Source organism: Baekduia soli (assembly GCF_007970665.1).
Classification (GTDB): domain Bacteria; phylum Actinomycetota; class Thermoleophilia; order Solirubrobacterales; family Solirubrobacteraceae; genus Baekduia; species Baekduia soli.
Map to the genome: position 1 here is coordinate 5133842 of NZ_CP042430.1, position 15018 is coordinate 5148859.

Annotated in this window: 14 protein-coding genes and 1 pseudogene; 8 read left to right on the top strand and 7 right to left on the bottom strand. The window is 74.7% G+C overall.

Going from position 1 to position 15018, the window contains the following annotated elements; genetic code table 11:
- Positions 1 to 14: 14 nt before the first annotated feature.
- Positions 15 to 1952, bottom strand: coding sequence for an oxidoreductase (locus FSW04_RS25010; RefSeq protein ID WP_146923233.1), 1938 nt, complete (start codon positions 1950 to 1952; stop codon positions 15 to 17).
- 127 nt (positions 1953 to 2079) lie between these two features.
- Here FSW04_RS25010 and FSW04_RS25015 point away from each other — a divergent pair, with 127 nt between their 5' ends.
- From FSW04_RS25015 to FSW04_RS25025, 3 genes are read left to right on the top strand one after another with little or no spacing between them, the layout of a single operon-like run.
- A complete protein-coding gene (locus FSW04_RS25015; protein WP_146923235.1) occupies positions 2080 to 3219 on the top strand; it encodes an LLM class flavin-dependent oxidoreductase in 1140 nt (379 codons plus the stop codon).
- Complete coding sequence (locus FSW04_RS25020; protein WP_146923237.1) at positions 3206 to 3994, top strand: SDR family NAD(P)-dependent oxidoreductase; 789 nt, start codon at positions 3206 to 3208, stop codon at positions 3992 to 3994. Before FSW04_RS25015 ends, FSW04_RS25020 begins: the two co-directional genes overlap by 14 nt.
- Positions 3991 to 4389, top strand: coding sequence for a PaaI family thioesterase (locus tag FSW04_RS25025; protein WP_146923239.1), 399 nt, complete (start codon positions 3991 to 3993; stop codon positions 4387 to 4389). The genes FSW04_RS25020 and FSW04_RS25025 overlap by 4 nt, the downstream gene beginning before the upstream one ends.
- Here the strand turns inward: FSW04_RS25025 and FSW04_RS25030 are convergent.
- Both FSW04_RS25030 and FSW04_RS25035 read right to left on the bottom strand, forming a co-directional pair.
- Positions 4358 to 4789: a MaoC/PaaZ C-terminal domain-containing protein gene (locus tag FSW04_RS25030; protein WP_146923241.1), complete on the bottom strand. Its 432-nt coding sequence runs from the start codon at positions 4787 to 4789 to the stop codon at positions 4358 to 4360. The genes FSW04_RS25025 and FSW04_RS25030 overlap by 32 nt on opposite strands.
- Positions 4786 to 5208, bottom strand: coding sequence for a hypothetical protein (locus FSW04_RS25035; protein WP_146923243.1), 423 nt, complete (start codon positions 5206 to 5208; stop codon positions 4786 to 4788). The genes FSW04_RS25030 and FSW04_RS25035 overlap by 4 nt, the downstream gene beginning before the upstream one ends.
- Before the next feature lie 82 nt (positions 5209 to 5290).
- On the opposite strand from FSW04_RS25035, the gene FSW04_RS25040 reads away from it, so the two are divergent.
- The 3 genes and pseudogenes from FSW04_RS25040 (at position 5291) to FSW04_RS27665 (ending at position 7989) form a co-directional block, all read left to right on the top strand.
- Complete coding sequence (locus FSW04_RS25040; RefSeq protein ID WP_146923245.1) at positions 5291 to 6904, top strand: class I adenylate-forming enzyme family protein; 1614 nt, start codon at positions 5291 to 5293, stop codon at positions 6902 to 6904.
- A 96-nt stretch (positions 6905 to 7000) separates the two neighbouring features.
- Positions 7001 to 7399, top strand: a pseudogene (locus tag FSW04_RS28830) (LLM class flavin-dependent oxidoreductase); the annotation flags it as partial.
- A 41-nt stretch (positions 7400 to 7440) separates the two neighbouring features.
- Positions 7441 to 7989: a hypothetical protein gene (locus tag FSW04_RS27665; RefSeq protein ID WP_228430747.1), complete on the top strand. Its 549-nt coding sequence runs from the start codon at positions 7441 to 7443 to the stop codon at positions 7987 to 7989.
- Positions 7990 to 7993: 4 nt separating this feature from the next.
- On the opposite strand, the gene FSW04_RS25055 is transcribed toward FSW04_RS27665, so the two are convergent.
- Genes FSW04_RS25055 through FSW04_RS25065 form a run of 3 tightly spaced genes read right to left on the bottom strand, consistent with a single transcriptional unit; the run spans position 7994 to position 10594 of the window.
- Positions 7994 to 8206, bottom strand: a complete 213-nt coding sequence (locus tag FSW04_RS25055) for an acetyl-CoA carboxylase biotin carboxyl carrier protein subunit (protein WP_146923250.1) — start codon at positions 8204 to 8206, stop codon at positions 7994 to 7996.
- Positions 8207 to 9781, bottom strand: coding sequence for an acyl-CoA carboxylase subunit beta (locus tag FSW04_RS25060; protein ID WP_146923252.1), 1575 nt, complete (start codon positions 9779 to 9781; stop codon positions 8207 to 8209). It abuts the gene before it with no gap.
- Between the two features lie 30 nt (positions 9782 to 9811).
- Positions 9812 to 10594 carry an enoyl-CoA hydratase/isomerase family protein gene (locus FSW04_RS25065; protein WP_146923254.1) on the bottom strand — a complete coding sequence of 261 codons (783 nt, stop codon included), beginning with the start codon at positions 10592 to 10594 and terminating at the stop codon, positions 9812 to 9814.
- Between the two features lie 179 nt (positions 10595 to 10773).
- Between FSW04_RS25065 and FSW04_RS25070 the strand changes: the two genes are divergently transcribed.
- Both FSW04_RS25070 and FSW04_RS25075 read left to right on the top strand, forming a co-directional pair.
- The gene (locus FSW04_RS25070) at positions 10774 to 11442 is read left to right on the top strand and encodes a TetR/AcrR family transcriptional regulator (protein ID WP_187369091.1); all 669 of its coding nucleotides are present in this window, start codon (positions 10774 to 10776) and stop codon (positions 11440 to 11442) included.
- Positions 11443 to 11458: 16 nt separating this feature from the next.
- Entirely contained in the window at positions 11459 to 13564 is a 2106-nt protein-coding gene (locus tag FSW04_RS25075) for an acetate--CoA ligase family protein (protein ID WP_146923258.1), read from the top strand.
- 281 nt (positions 13565 to 13845) lie between these two features.
- Here the strand turns inward: FSW04_RS25075 and FSW04_RS25080 are convergent, their stop codons facing one another.
- Complete coding sequence (locus FSW04_RS25080) at positions 13846 to 15012, bottom strand: hypothetical protein (RefSeq protein ID WP_146923260.1); 1167 nt, start codon at positions 15010 to 15012, stop codon at positions 13846 to 13848.
- Positions 15013 to 15018: the final 6 nt, after the last annotated feature.

A 15018-nucleotide genomic window follows, 5' to 3' on the forward strand; every position in this document is an offset into this window, starting at 1 on the left:
AAGGGCCGGGCGGCTCACAGCGCGAGCCCCGCGTCGGCGCCGGCGTTGATGGCGTGCACGAAGTCGGCCGGCTCGGACGCGTCCCCCAGGACGACGACCTCGACGCCGTCGCCCAGCGCCTCCGCGAGCGCGGAGCCGCGCGGGCGCCACCCCAGCGCCAGGGCGACCCGGTCGGCCGGCACGGCGTGGACCTCGCCCTCGGGGTCCTCGTAGAGCACGTCGTCGTTCTCGACCATCACGACCTTGGCGCGGGTCAGCAGGGTCACCCCGTCCTCGCGCAGCGTGCGGAGCAGGTGGCGGCGCGTGATGGCCTCGATGCCGAAGCCGATGCCGCCGCGCATCTCGAGGATCGTGACCTGCGCGCCGGCGGCGCTGAGCAGCTCGGCCGTCTCGCAGCCCGTGGCGCTGCCGCCGATGACGACGACGCGGTCGCCGGCGCCCACCGCGACGTCGCCGCGCAGCAGCTCGAGCGCGTCGTGCACGTGGGCGGCGCCCAGGCCCGGGATCGGCGGGATGAGCGGCTCGGCGCCCGTGGCGACCAGGACGACGTCGGGCGCCTCGGCGGCCACGACGTCGGCCGTCACCTCGACGCCCGTGTGGGCCTGTACGCCGAGCTCGACCAGGCGGCGCGCCTGGTAGTCGCGGAAGCGCAGCACCTCGCCCTTGGACGGCGCCAGGCCGGCGACCTCGAGCTTGCCGCCGAGGATGTCGTCGCGCTCCCAGATCGAGACCTCGTGGCCGCGCACGCGGGCCATGCGCGCGGCCTCCATGCCGGCCGGCCCGCTGCCGACGACCATGACGCGCCGCGGCGCGGCCGCCGGCTCCACGGCCCACCCGAGCTCGCGGCCGGCCTCGGGGTTGACGGCGCAGCGGGCGTGCTCGCCGCGGCCGACGAGGTCGACGCAGGCGTTGCAGGCGATGCACGGCCGGACCTCCCCGAGGCGTCCGTCGCGGACCTTCGCGGGCCAGTCGGGCTCGGCGATCAGGCCCCGGCCCAGGCAGATGAGGTCGGCCTCGCCGGAGGCGACGACGTGGGCGGCCAGGGCCGGGTCGTCCAGGCGCCCGACCGCGATGACGGGCACGTCGACGGCCTGCTTGACCGCGGCGGCCAGCGGCACCATGTGCCCACGCGGGACGAACATGGGCGCCAGCGTGACGTGCAGCGTGTGCCAGGTCCCGGCGGTGACCGAGATCGCCGCCACGCCGTCGTCCTGCAGCCGGCGCGAGACGGCGACCGCGTCCTCGATCGCGAAGCCGCCGGGCACCGCGTCCTCGCCGTTGATGCGCCAGACCAGCGGGAGGGCGTCGCCGCCCACGGCGACGATGGCGCGTGCGACCTCGCGCGAGAAGCGCGCCCGGCCGGCGAGGTCGCCGCCGTAGCCGTCGGTCCGCCGGTTGTCCAGGGGCGAGAGGAAGTTGGACGGCAGGTAGCCGTGGGCGCCGTGGACCTCGACGAAGTCGAAGCCCGCCTGCATCGCCAGGCCGGCGGCGCGGGCGTAGTCCTCCACGATCGCGGCGATCTGGGCCTCGTCGAGCTCGTGGGGCACCGGCGCGTGGGAGTTCAGCGGCACCGGCGAGGGCGCGACGGTCGGGCCCTCCACGACCTGGCGGCCCGGGTGCATGAGCTGCACGCCGATCGTGACGTCGTGCGGGCGCAGCGCCTGCACCAGGCGGCGAAGGCCCGGGAGGTACTCCTCGCCGCAGATCTTGGGCTCGGGGCCGACCGTGTCGGCCGAGACGAGGCAGCCCTCGACGGTGATCGTGCCCACGCCGCCGCGCGCGCGGCGCACGTAGTAGGCGATGGTCTCGTCGGTGATGTGCCCGCTCTCGTCCAGGCAGGTGCCCATCGGCGCCATGATGAGCCGGTTGCGCAGCACGAGGCGCCCCAGCCGCAGCGGCTCGAACAGGACGTCGGTCCCGGCGGCGACGGGGGTCATCGCGGTCGTGCGCATGCACCCGCAACACTACCGTGCGGGAAGTGCCTGAATCAAACAATCGGTCGGTCAGTAAGATGCACGTCGTCCACGAGCCCCCGCAGGAGGAGCCCATGCGCCACCCGACCATCCGGAGGGCGATCTGATGCGCGTCACCCTCGGCGCCCCCGGCCGGATCATCCCACCGGCCGCCAAGGCCATCGAGTTCGCCCAGCGCGCCGAGCGCGACGGGTTCGACGCGATCTGGTGGCCGTGCCATCTCATGGGCTGGATCCCCGACTCCGTGTGGACCCGCGACATGACGCTGCTGGCCGACTACCAGGACAGCCCGCACACGCACTTCGACCCGCTCATGATGATGGGCGCCGCCGGCGCGGCGACCACGTCGATCAAGGTCGGCGTCTGCGTCACCGACACGATCCGCCGCCACCCCGCGATGCTCGCCCAGGCGGCCCTGACGGCCGACCACCTGGCCTCAGGGCGAGCCGTCCTCGGCCTCGGCTCCGGCGAGCGCATGAACATCACGCCCTACGGCATGGAGTTCGAGAAGCCCGTCGGGCGCCTGGAGGAGGCCGTCAGGCTCATGCGCCTGCTCTGGAGCACCGACAAGCCGGTCGACTTCGACGGGCAGTTCTTCCGGCTGCGCGACGCGGTGCTCGGCCTGCAGCCCTACGAGGGCCGCCCGCCGGAGGTGTGGCTCGCCGCCCACGGCCCGCGGATGCTGCGCATCACCGGGCGCCTGGCCGACGGCTGGCTGCCCACGAACATCCGGCCGGAGGCCTACGCCGAGAAGCTCGCGGTCATCCGCGAGAGCGCCGAGGGCGCCGGGCGCGACCCCGACGCGATCACGCCGTCCATGCTGGCCTACGTCATCTGCGCACCCGACGAGGAGACGCTGGCGACGATGCTCGAGTCGCCGATGGTGCGGATGCTGTTCGCCGCCGTCGACCTGCCCGAGGACACCTACACGCGCCACGGGTCCACGTCGCCGTTCGAGGGCGGCACGGGCTTTCACTCGTTCATGCCCACGACGGTCACGCGCCAGGAGGCCGAGCGGATCATCGGCCACATCCCCGGCGGCATCGTGCGCGAGCACACCCTGTGCGGGACGCCGGAGACCATCGCCGAGCAGATCCGCACCTACGGGCAGGCCGGCCTGCGCGACGTGATCCTCTGGAACATCACGCCGTTCGCCGATCCGGCCCAGTCCGTCTTCTCCTTCAAGGCGATGACCGAGGTGCGCCGCCTGCTCGACAGCGAGGAGCCGGCGCATGCCGTCGCCTGAGCGCCCGCTGGAGGGCCGCGTCGCGCTGGTCACCGGCGCCAGCCGCGGCATCGGGCGCGGCATCGCGCTCGAGCTGGCCGCCGCCGGCGCCGCGGTCGGCGTAAACTACCGCCGCGACGAGGCGGCCGCGCGCGAGGTCGTCGGGCTGGTGCAGGCGGCGGGCGGACGGGCCGTCGCGCTACAGGCATCGGTGACCGAGCTCGCGGAGGTCGACGCGCTGGCCGACGCCGCGCTGGAGGCGCTGGGCCCCGTGGACCTGCTCGTGTGCAACGCCGGGATCGCGTCGCGCGGGCAGTCCGTGGCCGACACCGACCCCGCCGAGGTCCAGCGGGTCGTCGCGACGCACGCCTTCGGCGCCCACCGCCTCATCCAGCGGCTGCTGCCCGGCCTGCGCGCCGCCCCGCGCGGCGACGTCGTCGTCATCTCCTCCTCCGAGCTGGCGGCCATGCGCGCCAACGGCGCGCCGTACAACATGGCCAAGGCGGCGCTCGAGGCGCTCGCGCTGACGCTCGCCCACGAGGAGGTCGGCAACGGCGTGCGGGTCAACATCGTGGCGCCCGGTCTCGTGGTGACCGACATGGGGTCCAAGCTCGTCAAGGCCAAGCTCGGCCTCGACGACATCTCGCAACTCGACGCCGCGCAGCCCCTGGGCCGGGTCACCCGCCCGGCCGACGTGGCGCGGGTGGTCCGCTTCCTGGCCTGCGAAGATGCCGCGATGGTCACCGGGCAGCGGATCGTGGTCGACGGCGGGGCGGATGCGTCCCCCACGGGATGAAGGGCGGCCCCGACGACCACGAGCCCTACGCGCGCTGGCTGGGCCTGCGCGTCCTGGGCCCGGGCCAGGTCGCGCTGACGGTCCGCCCCGAGCTGGTCAACGGCATCGGCAAGCTGCTCGGGCCCGTGGGCTTCGCGCTCGTCGACTTCGCGATGGGCAACCTCGTCTGGCATGACCTCGAGCCGGGGCGGGGTGCCGCGACCGTGAGCACGGCGGTCAACTACCTCACGAGCACCGACCACGGCGAGGTCACCTGCACGGCGACGGTCGACCGTCGCGGGCGCACGCTGGCCTACACCAGCGCCGAGGTCCACACGGAGGACGGCCGGCTGATGATGACCGGCATCGGGACGTTCGCGATCATCACGCCGCCGCCGGGCCGGGGCCGACGATGAGCACCTCGGCGCTGCCGGAGACCACGCGGCGCCCGCCGTCGACGTCGAGCCAGGTCTCGCAGGAGACGACCATCGCGCCGCCGTCGTGCTCAACGCCGGTCACGACGCCGCCGGCCACGACGCGGTCGCCCGCCGCGACGGGCGAGAGCAGGCGGAAGCGCAGCCGGCGCAGCTCGGCGCCCGGGAAGGCCTCCTGGAGCATGGCCACGACGTAGGCGCAGTTCGCCGGCCCCTGGTTGACCGGGCGGTCGCCGAGCCCGGCCGCCGCGGCGGCGGCTCCGTCGAGGTGGATGGGGTTGGGGTCGCGTAGGAGCTCGGCCAGGCCCCGCATCGCGTCGGCATCGACGGGGTCGACGACCCGCTCGGGCAGCGGCGCGCCGCCCTGCGGCCCGGCGCTCATGCCGCCCGCCGCGGGACGACCTGGACGGCGAGGCACGTCGCGGCAACGCCCTCGTCGTCGGCCAGGCGCACGCGCATGCGCATGAGGTCGAACGGCCCGCTGCGCCCCGCCGTGCGGCGCACGTCGACGATCTCGCCGAGGACCCGGTAGGTCCCGGTCCGCAGCGGCCGGTGCAGCTCGAGGTCGACCTCGCCGAGCATCGGCCCGTCGGTTGCCATGTCGCAGCCGACCTGGGCGTAGACGTCCTCGATCGGCACGCCCAGGTGACCGACCAGCGCGATCATGAGCCACAGCGGGTGCACCGCGTCGCCCTCGAGCGCGCGGCCGCCGACCAGCGCCGTGAAGCGCCGGTCGCCCGCGGCGGTCACGGTCATCGCGCCCTCGGGCAGCGGACGCCCGGCCAGATGGTCGTAGCTCACCGCGGCGACGCTACCAGCGCCTCCCCGGGTTCAACCAACCGGTTGGCTGGTGCGAGGGTGCCCGAGGTGGTAGCGTCGGCCCATGTCCAGCCGTCCGGCCGCCGGCCCCGACGACCACCCGTCCGCCCACCGCCGCTGCGTCACCGGCCTGCTGGCCGACACCGCGCGTGAGCACCCCGGCCGGCCCGCCGCGTCGTTCCCCGAGGGCCAGGAGAGCTACGCCGAGCTGCGGTCCATGACGCTGCTGGCGGCGCGGCGCCTGCACGCCGCGGGCGTCAGCCCCGGCGATCGCGTCGGCATCCTCCTGCGCCGGGGATCGCCGGCCTACCTGGCGCACGCGCTGGGCGCCATGACCCTCGGGGCGATCTGCGTCGGCGTCAACGCCCGCAACAAGGTGCGCGAGCTCGGCTACGTCCTGCGCCACTCGGGGATGCGGCTGCTGCTCTCCGACGAGGAGTTCGCCGGCCTCATCGCGCAGACCGGGCTGCCCGACGGATGCGCCGCCGTGTCCCTCGGGGCCGACGCGGCGTTCGACGCGGGCGCCGCCCGCGTCACGGAGGACGACGTCCTCGCGCTGGAGGACCGCGTCACCCGCGGCACCCACGCGCTGCTGCTCTACACCTCCGGCACCACGGCCGACCCCAAGGGCTGCCTGCACTCTCACGCCACGCTGCTGGCCGAGGGCGAGAACTGCTGCGAGCGCCTGGCGATGACCGCGGCGGACCGCTTCTGGACCCCGCTGCCGCTGTTCCACATCGGCGGGTGGCAGGTCCTCATGACCACGCTCTCGCGCGGGGCGTGCTTCAGCCACGCCGGGCTGTTCGAGCCCACCGCCGCGCTGGACCAGCTCGAGCGCGAGCGTGTGACCGTCGCCTTCCCGGCCTTCGAGCTCATCTGGAACGACGTGCTCAGCCACCCGCGCTTCGCCGAGGCCGACCTCGGCGCGCTGCGGGCGATCATGAACGTCGGCGCCCCCGCGCGCCTGGAGCAGATGCAGGCCCAGGTGCCCCACGCGGCGCAGATCTCGTGCTTCGGCAGCACCGAGTCCTGCGGGTCGATCTGCCTCGGCGACCCGCTGCGCGACTCGCTGCACTCGCGCACCCACACCTCGGGGCGCCCGATGACCGGCGTCGAGGTCCGCATCGTCGATCCCGACAGCGGCGCCGAGTGCGGGCCGGGCGTGCCGGGCGAGATGTGGTTTCGCAGCCCGACGCGGTTCGTCGGCTACTACGGCGACCCGGCGGCGACCGGGGCGGCCGTCGACGCCGGCGGGTGGTTCGCCACGGGCGACCTGATGGCCTGGCAGGACGACGGCACGCTGACGTTCATGGGCCGGCTGAAGGACATGCTCAAGGTCGGCGGCGAGAACGTCTCGGCCGCCGACATCGAGGGCTACCTCATCACCCACCCGGCGATCGCGGTGGCCGCCGTGGTCGGCGTGCCCGACGACCGCTACGGCGAGGTGCCGGCGGCGTTCGTGCAGCTGGCCCCGGGCGCCGAGCTCACCGAGGCCGAGCTCGTGGCGTTCTGCACGGGCCGGATCGCCACCTACAAGATCCCGCGCTACCTGCGCGTGCTCGAGGAGTTCCCCGTCACGCCGACGCAGAAGATCCAGAAGTACGTGCTGCGCGACCGCATGCGCGACGAGCTGGCCGAGCTGGGGATCACCGAGGCCCCGCGGATCGCCGGCGCCTGAGTCGTCGTGCGCGTCGGCTACCTCATCGACACCAACGTCGTCGGGCCCGACCGCCGGCCGCTGACGCCCGCGCAGACCGGCGCGGCGATGGAGGCGATGGTCCAGGAGGGCCTGCTCGCCGAGGCGGTGGGCTTCCACTCCGTCCACGTCCCGGACCGCCACCGCGCGCCGGCGTGCGTCTTCCCGGCGCCCGAGCAGCTGCTGACCCTGCTCGCCCGCGAGACCGCACGCGTGATGCTCGGCAGCTTCACGTTCGTCGCCACGCTCGTACACCCCATGAAGGCCGCCGAGCAGTTCGCGGTGATCGACCAGCTCTCGGGCGGCCGCCTGGTGACGACCGTCTCGCGCGGGTTCCTCCCCGCCTTCTGGGGTCAGTTCGGGATCCCGGAGGACCGTATGCTCGGGCGGTTCAGGGAGACACTCCGGGTCTGGGAGACGGCGTTCGCCGGCGAGCCGTTCGACCACGACGGCGTGCACTGGCAGGTCCGCGACGGCCTGTTGGCACCCGCCCCGGCGCAGGCTGGCGGCTGGCCGCTGTGGGCGGGGGCAACAAGGTGCCCGCCGCGGTCCGGCGCAGCGCCGAGTACGCCCAGGCCTGGACCTGCGATCCGCTGCCCGCCACGCCCGAGGCGTTCGCGGCCGACGCGCAGGCCTACCGCGACCGGGCCGCCGAGCTGGGCAAGCGCCCGTTCGTGGTGCTCATGCGCGACGGGTGGGTCGCCGACAGCCTGGCCGAGGCCGCCGCGGTCTTCGGCGAGCACTACGCGCGCATGGTGCGCTTCTACCTGCGCAACGAGGGCGCGTCGCGCGCACAGGCCTTCGCCGGCCCCGGCGACGTGACGGCCACCGCCGTGGCCCCGTACACGCTCATGGGCCCGGCGCGGGACTGCGTCGGGCAGCTCCGGCGCCTGCACGAGGAGCAGGGCGTCGACTACGTGGTCTTCTGCTGCCGGCTCTCGACCGGGCCGTCCATGGAGGCCACCGCCGAGCAGATCCGGCGCTTCGGCGAGGAGGTCGTCGCGCCGATCCACGCGCGGTACCCGGCGCCAGACCATCCGGCGATCCCGCCGGCGTGCCGCTGGTGAGCCGTCAGGCCAGCCGCACGAGCGGCTGGCCCTCGGTGACCGGCTGCCCGGTCTCGCAGAGGATCTCGACGACGGTCCCGGCCTCCTCGGCCTCGACCGGCATCTCCATCTTCATCGACTCGAGGATGGCGACCGTGTCGCCCTCCTCCACGGTGTCGCCGACCTGGACCTCGATGGTCCAGATCGTCCCGGTGATGTGCGCCTCGACGGTCGCCACCTAGACGCCCTTGCTCGTCACGCGCGGGCGGGTGCCCCAGGCGAACTCGATGCCTTCGGCGATCACGCGGCGTGTGTCGGCCGGGTGGATGACGTCGTCGAGGATGATGTTGGCCGCGGCCTCCCAGGGCTGGGACTCGGCGGCCCACTCGGCCTCGAGCTGGGCGGCGAGCGCGTCGCGTGCCTCGACGCCCTCCTCCTCGGCGAGCTTGTCGAGCTTGCGCCGGTGCACGGTGCGCACGCCGGTGTCGGGGGCCATGAACCCCAGCTCGGCCGACGGCCAGGCCACGAGCAGGTCGGGCTTGACCGGCCGGCCGCCCATCGCGATGTGGCCGCCGCCGTAGGCCTTGCGCACCACCACGGCGATCTTCGGGACCTGTGCGCGGGCCAGCGCCGCCGCGAGGCGCTCGTAGCAGCCCAGGATGCCGCCCCGCTCGGCGTCGGTGCCGATCATGAGGCCGGGCACGTCCTGCAGGAAGACCAGCGGGATGTTGAAGGTGTCGCAGAGCTCGGCGAACCGCAGCTCCTTCGTGAGGGCGGGCACGTCGAGCACGCCGGCGCGCTGCATGGGCTGGCTGGCGATGACGCCCACGGGATGACCCTCGATCCGGGCCAGCGCGCAGATGAGGCTGCGGCCGAAGCGCTCGCCCCACTCGAACAGCGAGTCGCCGTCGACGATGGCCTGCAGGACCCTGCGCATGTCGTAGCCGCGCCGCGGCGCAGAGGGCACGAGGTCGACGAGCTCGGACGGGTCGCGGGCGGGCTCGACGGGCGGGGCGATCGGCGCAGGGAGGTCGGCCGCGTCGGGCATGTACCCCAGGAACTTCTTGATGCTGGCGATGGCCTCCTGTTCCTCGTCGACGACGACGTGGGCGCTGCCGCTCGTCTCGTGGGCCACCCCGGGACCGCCCAGCTCGTCGGCGCTGACGTCCTCGCCGATCGCGCCCAGGATCACCGGCGGCCCGGACAGCGCGATGGCGGAGTCGCGCTTCATGACCACGAGGTCGGCGATCGCCGCATGGAGCGCGGCGTCGCCGTAGCTCGGCCCCAGGACCGCGGTGATGCGCGGGATCGAGGGGGACCCGGGCGGCGACTGCAGGAATGTCGTGAAGTCGAAGGGGACGCCCGAGAATCGCCAGCCGAGCAGGTCGGGCAGGCGGCCGCCGTCGTTGTCGGACAGGAAGATCAGCGGGATGCCCTTGCGGCCGGCCCACTCGGCGATCCGGTTCTGCTTGCGCATGTTGACCGGGGCGGTCGTGCCGGCCAGGACCGTGGCGTCGATGGCCACGACGCCGACCATGCGGCCGCCGACGCGGGCCAGGCCCGTGACGATGGCGTCGCCGGGCGACGGTGCGTCGCGGCGGATCTCGGGCAGCGCGTGCAGGCCGATCTCGCGCCAGCTGCCCGGGTCGATCAGGAGGTCGATGCGATCGCGGGCGGTGAGCCGGCCGGTGGCCTCGTGGCGCGCGATGCGCTCGGGGCCGCCCATCGCGAGGGCATCGGCGCGCCGGCGCTCGAGCTCGTCGAGCGGGGTCGGCACGGTGGCGGGAGCGGGGATGTGGCGGTCGTCGGTCATGGGAGGCGTTTCGTCGAGGCGGTGCACAGACTAGGCATGGATGAACGCGGGCGGTCGCTTGGCCAGGAACGCGATCGCGCCCTCGCGGGCGTCGGCGGTCGCGGCGACGCCCAGGAAGAGCTCGCGCTCGGCGGCCAGGCCCTCGGCCAGCGGGGCCTGCGCCGCGGTCCGCAGGGCGGCCTTCGCGGCGGTGACCGCGCGGGCCGGCAGGGCCGCAAGGCGGACCGCGAGGGCGTGAGCCTCGGGGAGTGCGGCGCCGGGCTCGGCGACGACGTCGACCAGCCCGCAGGCCCGGGCGGTGGCCGCGTCGACCGGTGTCCCGAGCAGCAGCATGCGCGTGGCGGCGGCGAGGCCGATCCGGCGCGGCAGGCGCTGCGTGCCCCCGGCCCCGGGGATGAGCCCGAGGGTGACCTCGGGCGTGCCGAGCTTGGCCCGGGGATCCACGACGAGCAGGTCGCAGGTCAGCGCGAGCTCGAGCCCGCCGCCCATCGCGTGGCCGCCGATCGCGGCGACGACCGGCATGGGCAGCGCGTCCCAGGCACCGAAGACGCCCGCGGTGAGCTCCACGTGCGCGGCCATCTCGCCGGTGTCGCCGAGGATCTCCGCGAAGTGGCGCAGGTCGGCCCCGGCGATGAAGCTGCGCTCCCCGCCGCCCGTGAGCACGACGCTGCGGACGGCGTCGTCGGCCGCCAGGCGCCGGGCCGCCGCCCCGAGCTCGTCGAGGACAGGATCGGCGAGGGCGTTGACCGGCGGGTTGACCACGGCTACGGTGGCCACGCCGTCGGCCACCTCGATCTGGACGAGCGACTCCATCTGGCGCCCGATCATACAGGAGTCTCCAACCAAGCGTTTGGTTTTCCCGCCGGGTGCACCCGCGGCGCCCCGGACGACCGTCCGTTTGGTAAGTGCCGCCACCGCTGGTAACCTCTGCCGACCCGATCAGTGGGAAACCGGCACGATCAATCGGATCGGCAGGTCCCGGAGGAGCTCAGGTGGCAGACGAGGCAGGACCCGGCAGGACCCGCGCGAAGGCCGGGAAGGCCCCGGCCAAGCCGGCGCGCCCCAGCGCGCGCAACGGCGGCGGAGCGCGGCGCGACCAGGAGGTCCTGGACGCCGCCACGAAGGTCTTCCACACGCGCGGGTACGCCGACGCCTCCGTCCAGCACATCGCCGACGAGCTGGGGATCCTCAAGGGCAGCCTGTACCACTACATCGACTCCAAGGAAGACCTGCTCTTCCGGCTGCTCGACGAGGCCCATGACGAGGTCGACGCCGTCCTGGCCGAGGTCCAGGCCGTGCCTGACCTGGCCCCGCTGGACCGGCTGCACCTCTACGTCACGCGCCAGGTCGACTACACGAGCCGCAACCTGGCCAAGATGGCCATCTACTACCACGACGTCAACCAGCTCTCCGAGGGCCGACTCAAGGAGCTGCTGCGCAAGCGCCGCCAGCACGAGCAGTTCGTCGCCGGGCTCATCGAGGAGGCACAGGCCCGGGGCGAGGTCGATGCGTCGGTGGACTCCCACCTGGCCACGAACTACCTCTTCGGCTCGATGATCTGGGTCTACCGCTGGTACAAGCCCGGCGGCAAGCTCAAGCCCGCGCAGGTCTCCACGTCGTGCGCGGACTTCGTGATCAACGGCCTCACCGGCCCGCGCTGACGCGGGGGCCGCGCAGGTGACGACGACCCCGGCGCCGGCCCCGGCGCGCCTGCGCACGCTCGACCGCGTCCTGCAGCCGCGCACGATCGCCGTGCTCGGCGCCTCCGGCCGCCCGGGGGCGCTCTCGGGGCGGTTCATCGCGGGCCTGCAGCGCCACGGCTACACGGGCCGCATCGTGCCGGTCAACCCGCGCCACGACGAGATCGCCGGCCTGCCGTGCCTGCCGTCGGTCACCGCGGCCGCGGCGGACGGCCCCGTCGACCTGGCGATCATGTCGCTGCCGCAGGCGGCGGTCCTCGACAGCCTGCGGGAGTGCGCCGACGCCGGCGTCGGGGGCGTGTCGGTGTTCGCCTCCGGGTTCTCGGAGGTCGGCGAGGAGGGAGCGCGCGACGAGCGGCGGATCACCGCGCTGGCCCATGAGAGCGGCATGCGCGTCGTGGGCCCCAACAGCCCCGGGTTCATCAACTTCGCCGAGTCGACGTGCGGGATCGCCAGCGGGGTCGGGTTCCGCCCGGAGTTCGTGACGGGCGGCATCGCGGTCGTCGCGCAGTCCGGCGGCGTCGCCGGGCTGCTCGTCGAGCGCGCGCAGGACGCCGGCGCCGGCCTGAGCCTGGCCGTCTGCACCGGCAACGAGGCCGACGTCACCGTGGGCGAGCTGCTGTGGTGGCTGGCCGAGCACGAGCCGACGCGCGTGGTCACCGTCTTCCTCGAGGGCATCCGGCAGCCCGAGCTGCTGGGCGGCGGCCTCGACGCGCTGCGCGCCGCGGGCAAGCCGGTCGTGGTGCTCAAGGGCGGCGCGACGGCCGCGGCGGCCCGCGCCAGCGCGGCGCACACCGGCGCGCTGGCCACCGCCGACGACGTCGTCGACGCCTGGCTGCGCCGCCACGGCGCGATCCGCGTCCTGGGCTTCGACGACCTGCTCGACCACGCGGTGGCGCTCGAGCGCCTCGGGCGCACGGAGGGACGCGGCGTGGGGATCCTCTCGACGTCCGGCGGCGCGGGCGTCGTGGCGACGGAGGCGGCCGAGCGCGCCGGCCTGCAGCTGCCCGAGCTCTCGGCGGCGACGCGCGCGCGGCTGGAGGCGACGCTGCCCGACTTCGCGGCGCTCGGCAACCCGGCCGACATGTCGGGGATGTTCTCCGACGACCCCGAGATCTTCCGCCAGTCGCTGCGGGCCTTCACCGAGGCGCCCGAGATCGCGACCGCGATCCTCGTCCTCACCGTCCACCCGCCCGAGCCCTCCGAGCGCCTGGCCGACCTCATCCTCGGCGCCGGCGCCGGCGACCTCGCGGTGCTGTGGACGGCCGGCGCGATGGCGGCGCCCGCGCGCCGGCGGCTCATGGAGGCCGGCGTGGCGTGCTTCGAGGACGCCGGGCGCGCGATGCGGGCGCTCGTGGCCCGCACGCTCGTGCCGGCCGGCGGCGAGGCCGAGCCGATCGCCGCGGCGGCGCTGCCCCCGCTGCCCGCCCGTGGCGCGTTGACCGAGGCCGAGGGGCTCGCGCTGCTGGGCGGCGCCGGCGTGCCGGTGGCCGCGACCCGGCCGGCCCCCGATGCCGCCGCCGCGGTGGCCGCCGCGCAGGCGCTCGGAGGGCCCGTGGTGGTCAAGGCCTCGGCGCGGAACCTGCTGCACAAGAGCGACGCGGGGGCCGTCGTCCTCGGGGTGCGCGGCGACGAGGCCGGCGGCGCCCACGACACGGTCGTGGCGGCGGCACGCGCCGCCGGCGCGACGCCCGAGGGGTCGATCGTGCAGGCCATGGCGCCGGCCGGGGTCGAGCTCATCGTCGGCGCGACGCGCGACCCGCTGCTGGGGCCGGTCCTCGTGGTGGGCGCCGGCGGCGTGCTGGCCGAGCTGCTGGGCGGCGTGGCCCGGCGCATGATGCCCCTGCGGGCCGGCGAGGCCCGGGCGATGCTCGGCGAGGTCGGCGTCGCGCCGCTGCTGGCCGGGCACCGCGGGGCGCCCCCGGCCGACCTCGACGCCGCGGTGACCGCCATCGAGGGCGTGGCCGCCGTCGCGGTCGCCCTCGGCGAGCGGCTCGAGGCCGTCGAGGTCAACCCGCTGCTCGTGCACCCGGTGGGCCAGGGCGCGACGGCGGTCGACGCGCTCGTGCTGCTGGCGGGCTGAGGTCGCCCGGGGGCGCGCCGTCCCGGCGCGCGCGAGCGCGCCGGCGTGGTCCGGAGGCGACGAAGGGAGAACGCGCCCGCGGGGCCCGGCGCCCGAGGTCGTCCGCCGGCGCCGGGCGGAGCGCGGCGGCCGGTGGCGCGAAGGTGGGCGATGACCACACGTTTGCGCCACCGGCGTCCCGTGCAGGCTCCAGGACCCCCGTGGCTGTCACCCTCCTCACCGGCCCCGCGGGCGCCCACGCACCCCACCAGCGCCCGCGTGGGACGCCACCACGCAGGTCCCTACACCACCATCGGCCAGTACAGCGGCAGGTCCCCGGCGCCCATGTGGCCCCATACGCTGGGCACCGGGTGGCCGAGGAGCCCGGGCACGAGGCGCTCGCCGACCGCCACGCAGTCGTCCATGAGCCGTCGGCCGATGGCGTCGGCGTCGGGGTGCTCGGCGAGGTCGAAGAACGGCTTGAGGTGGTTGGCGAACAGCGGGGCGCCGTAGAGGATCTTGTAGGCGTCGTCCCACTGGACGGCCTTCATGAACAGCTCCTCCTGGCCGTCGGCGGCCGCGTGCTGCACGGCCACGATCTCGTCGTCGTCCAGCGCCCGCAGCGCGCCGTCGGCCCCGCGCGTCAGGACGGCCACGCCGTCGAGGCGGTCGGAGGGGTCGCCGGGCTCGACCCGGATCGACCCGAACATGTCGCAGGAGACCTGCACGTCGTGGGCGACGTAGGACACCGCGACGTGATCCAGCGGGTTGCGCACCGCCGTCGCCGCCCACGGCAGGTAGTCGTTGCGCAGGTCGTTGAACTCCTTGAGGTACAGCACGCGGCCGTCGCCCAGCGGGTAGGGCCCGTGGCCGAAGATCCCGTCGCGCTGCTCGCCGTGCAGCATGAACCCGTACAGCTCGAGCGTGGCCGCCATCCGGCGCACCGCGGTGTAGCGCTCGGTCGCCGGCGGCTGCGCCAGGGACGCCAGGTCGGCGATCACGTCGTCGTCGAGGATCGGCAGCGTGGCCCCGGCCTGGCCGGGCACGAGCACGTCGTCGCTGCGGTAGGCGCACTGCAGGCGCATCCAGAAGTCCACGACGGTCGCAAGGTCCTCCGGCCGCTCCTCGACGAAGCGGTCGCCGGGCGACAGGCCGAGGTCCATCATGCGCTGCTGACGGGCGCCGAGGTAGGTGCACATGACGATGAACGGCTGCAGCCCGTAGGGCCGGCTGCCCACGGTGCGCATGCGGCGGCCGAGCTCCTCGGGCGTCGTGTGCTGCAGCAGCTCGCGCAGGTAGCCGGCCTCGAGCTCGTAGAGCACGTGCCAGCCCAGGGAGGACCGGCGCGGGAGGTCGAACAGCACCGACCGCATCGACTCGCGCTTCTCGGCGCGCATCTCGTGCTTCTGGTGCTCGCCGAACATGTGGATGACGGCGTTGAGGTCGTCGACCGACAGCTCAGGGCTCATGCGCTG

What these genes read in the sequence shown, in the direction of transcription:
- FSW04_RS25015 (WP_146923235.1), top strand. Translation starts at nt 2,080, where the DNA reads ATGCGCGTCACCCTCGGCGCCCCCGGCCGGATCATCCCACCGGCCGCC.
- FSW04_RS25020 (WP_146923237.1), top strand. Translation starts at nt 3,206, where the DNA reads ATGCCGTCGCCTGAGCGCCCGCTGGAGGGCCGCGTCGCGCTGGTCACC.
- FSW04_RS25010 (WP_146923233.1), bottom strand. Translation starts at nt 1,952, where the DNA reads ATGCGCACGACCGCGATGACCCCCGTCGCCGCCGGGACCGACGTCCTG.
- FSW04_RS25025 (WP_146923239.1), top strand. Translation starts at nt 3,991, where the DNA reads ATGAAGGGCGGCCCCGACGACCACGAGCCCTACGCGCGCTGGCTGGGC.
- FSW04_RS25065 (WP_146923254.1), bottom strand. Translation starts at nt 10,594, where the DNA reads ATGGAGTCGCTCGTCCAGATCGAGGTGGCCGACGGCGTGGCCACCGTA.
- FSW04_RS25040 (WP_146923245.1), top strand. Translation starts at nt 5,291, where the DNA reads ATGTCCAGCCGTCCGGCCGCCGGCCCCGACGACCACCCGTCCGCCCAC.
- FSW04_RS25060 (WP_146923252.1), bottom strand. Translation starts at nt 9,781, where the DNA reads ATGACCGACGACCGCCACATCCCCGCTCCCGCCACCGTGCCGACCCCG.
- FSW04_RS25080 (WP_146923260.1), bottom strand. Translation starts at nt 15,012, where the DNA reads ATGAGCCCTGAGCTGTCGGTCGACGACCTCAACGCCGTCATCCACATG.
- FSW04_RS25030 (WP_146923241.1), bottom strand. Translation starts at nt 4,789, where the DNA reads ATGAGCGCCGGGCCGCAGGGCGGCGCGCCGCTGCCCGAGCGGGTCGTC.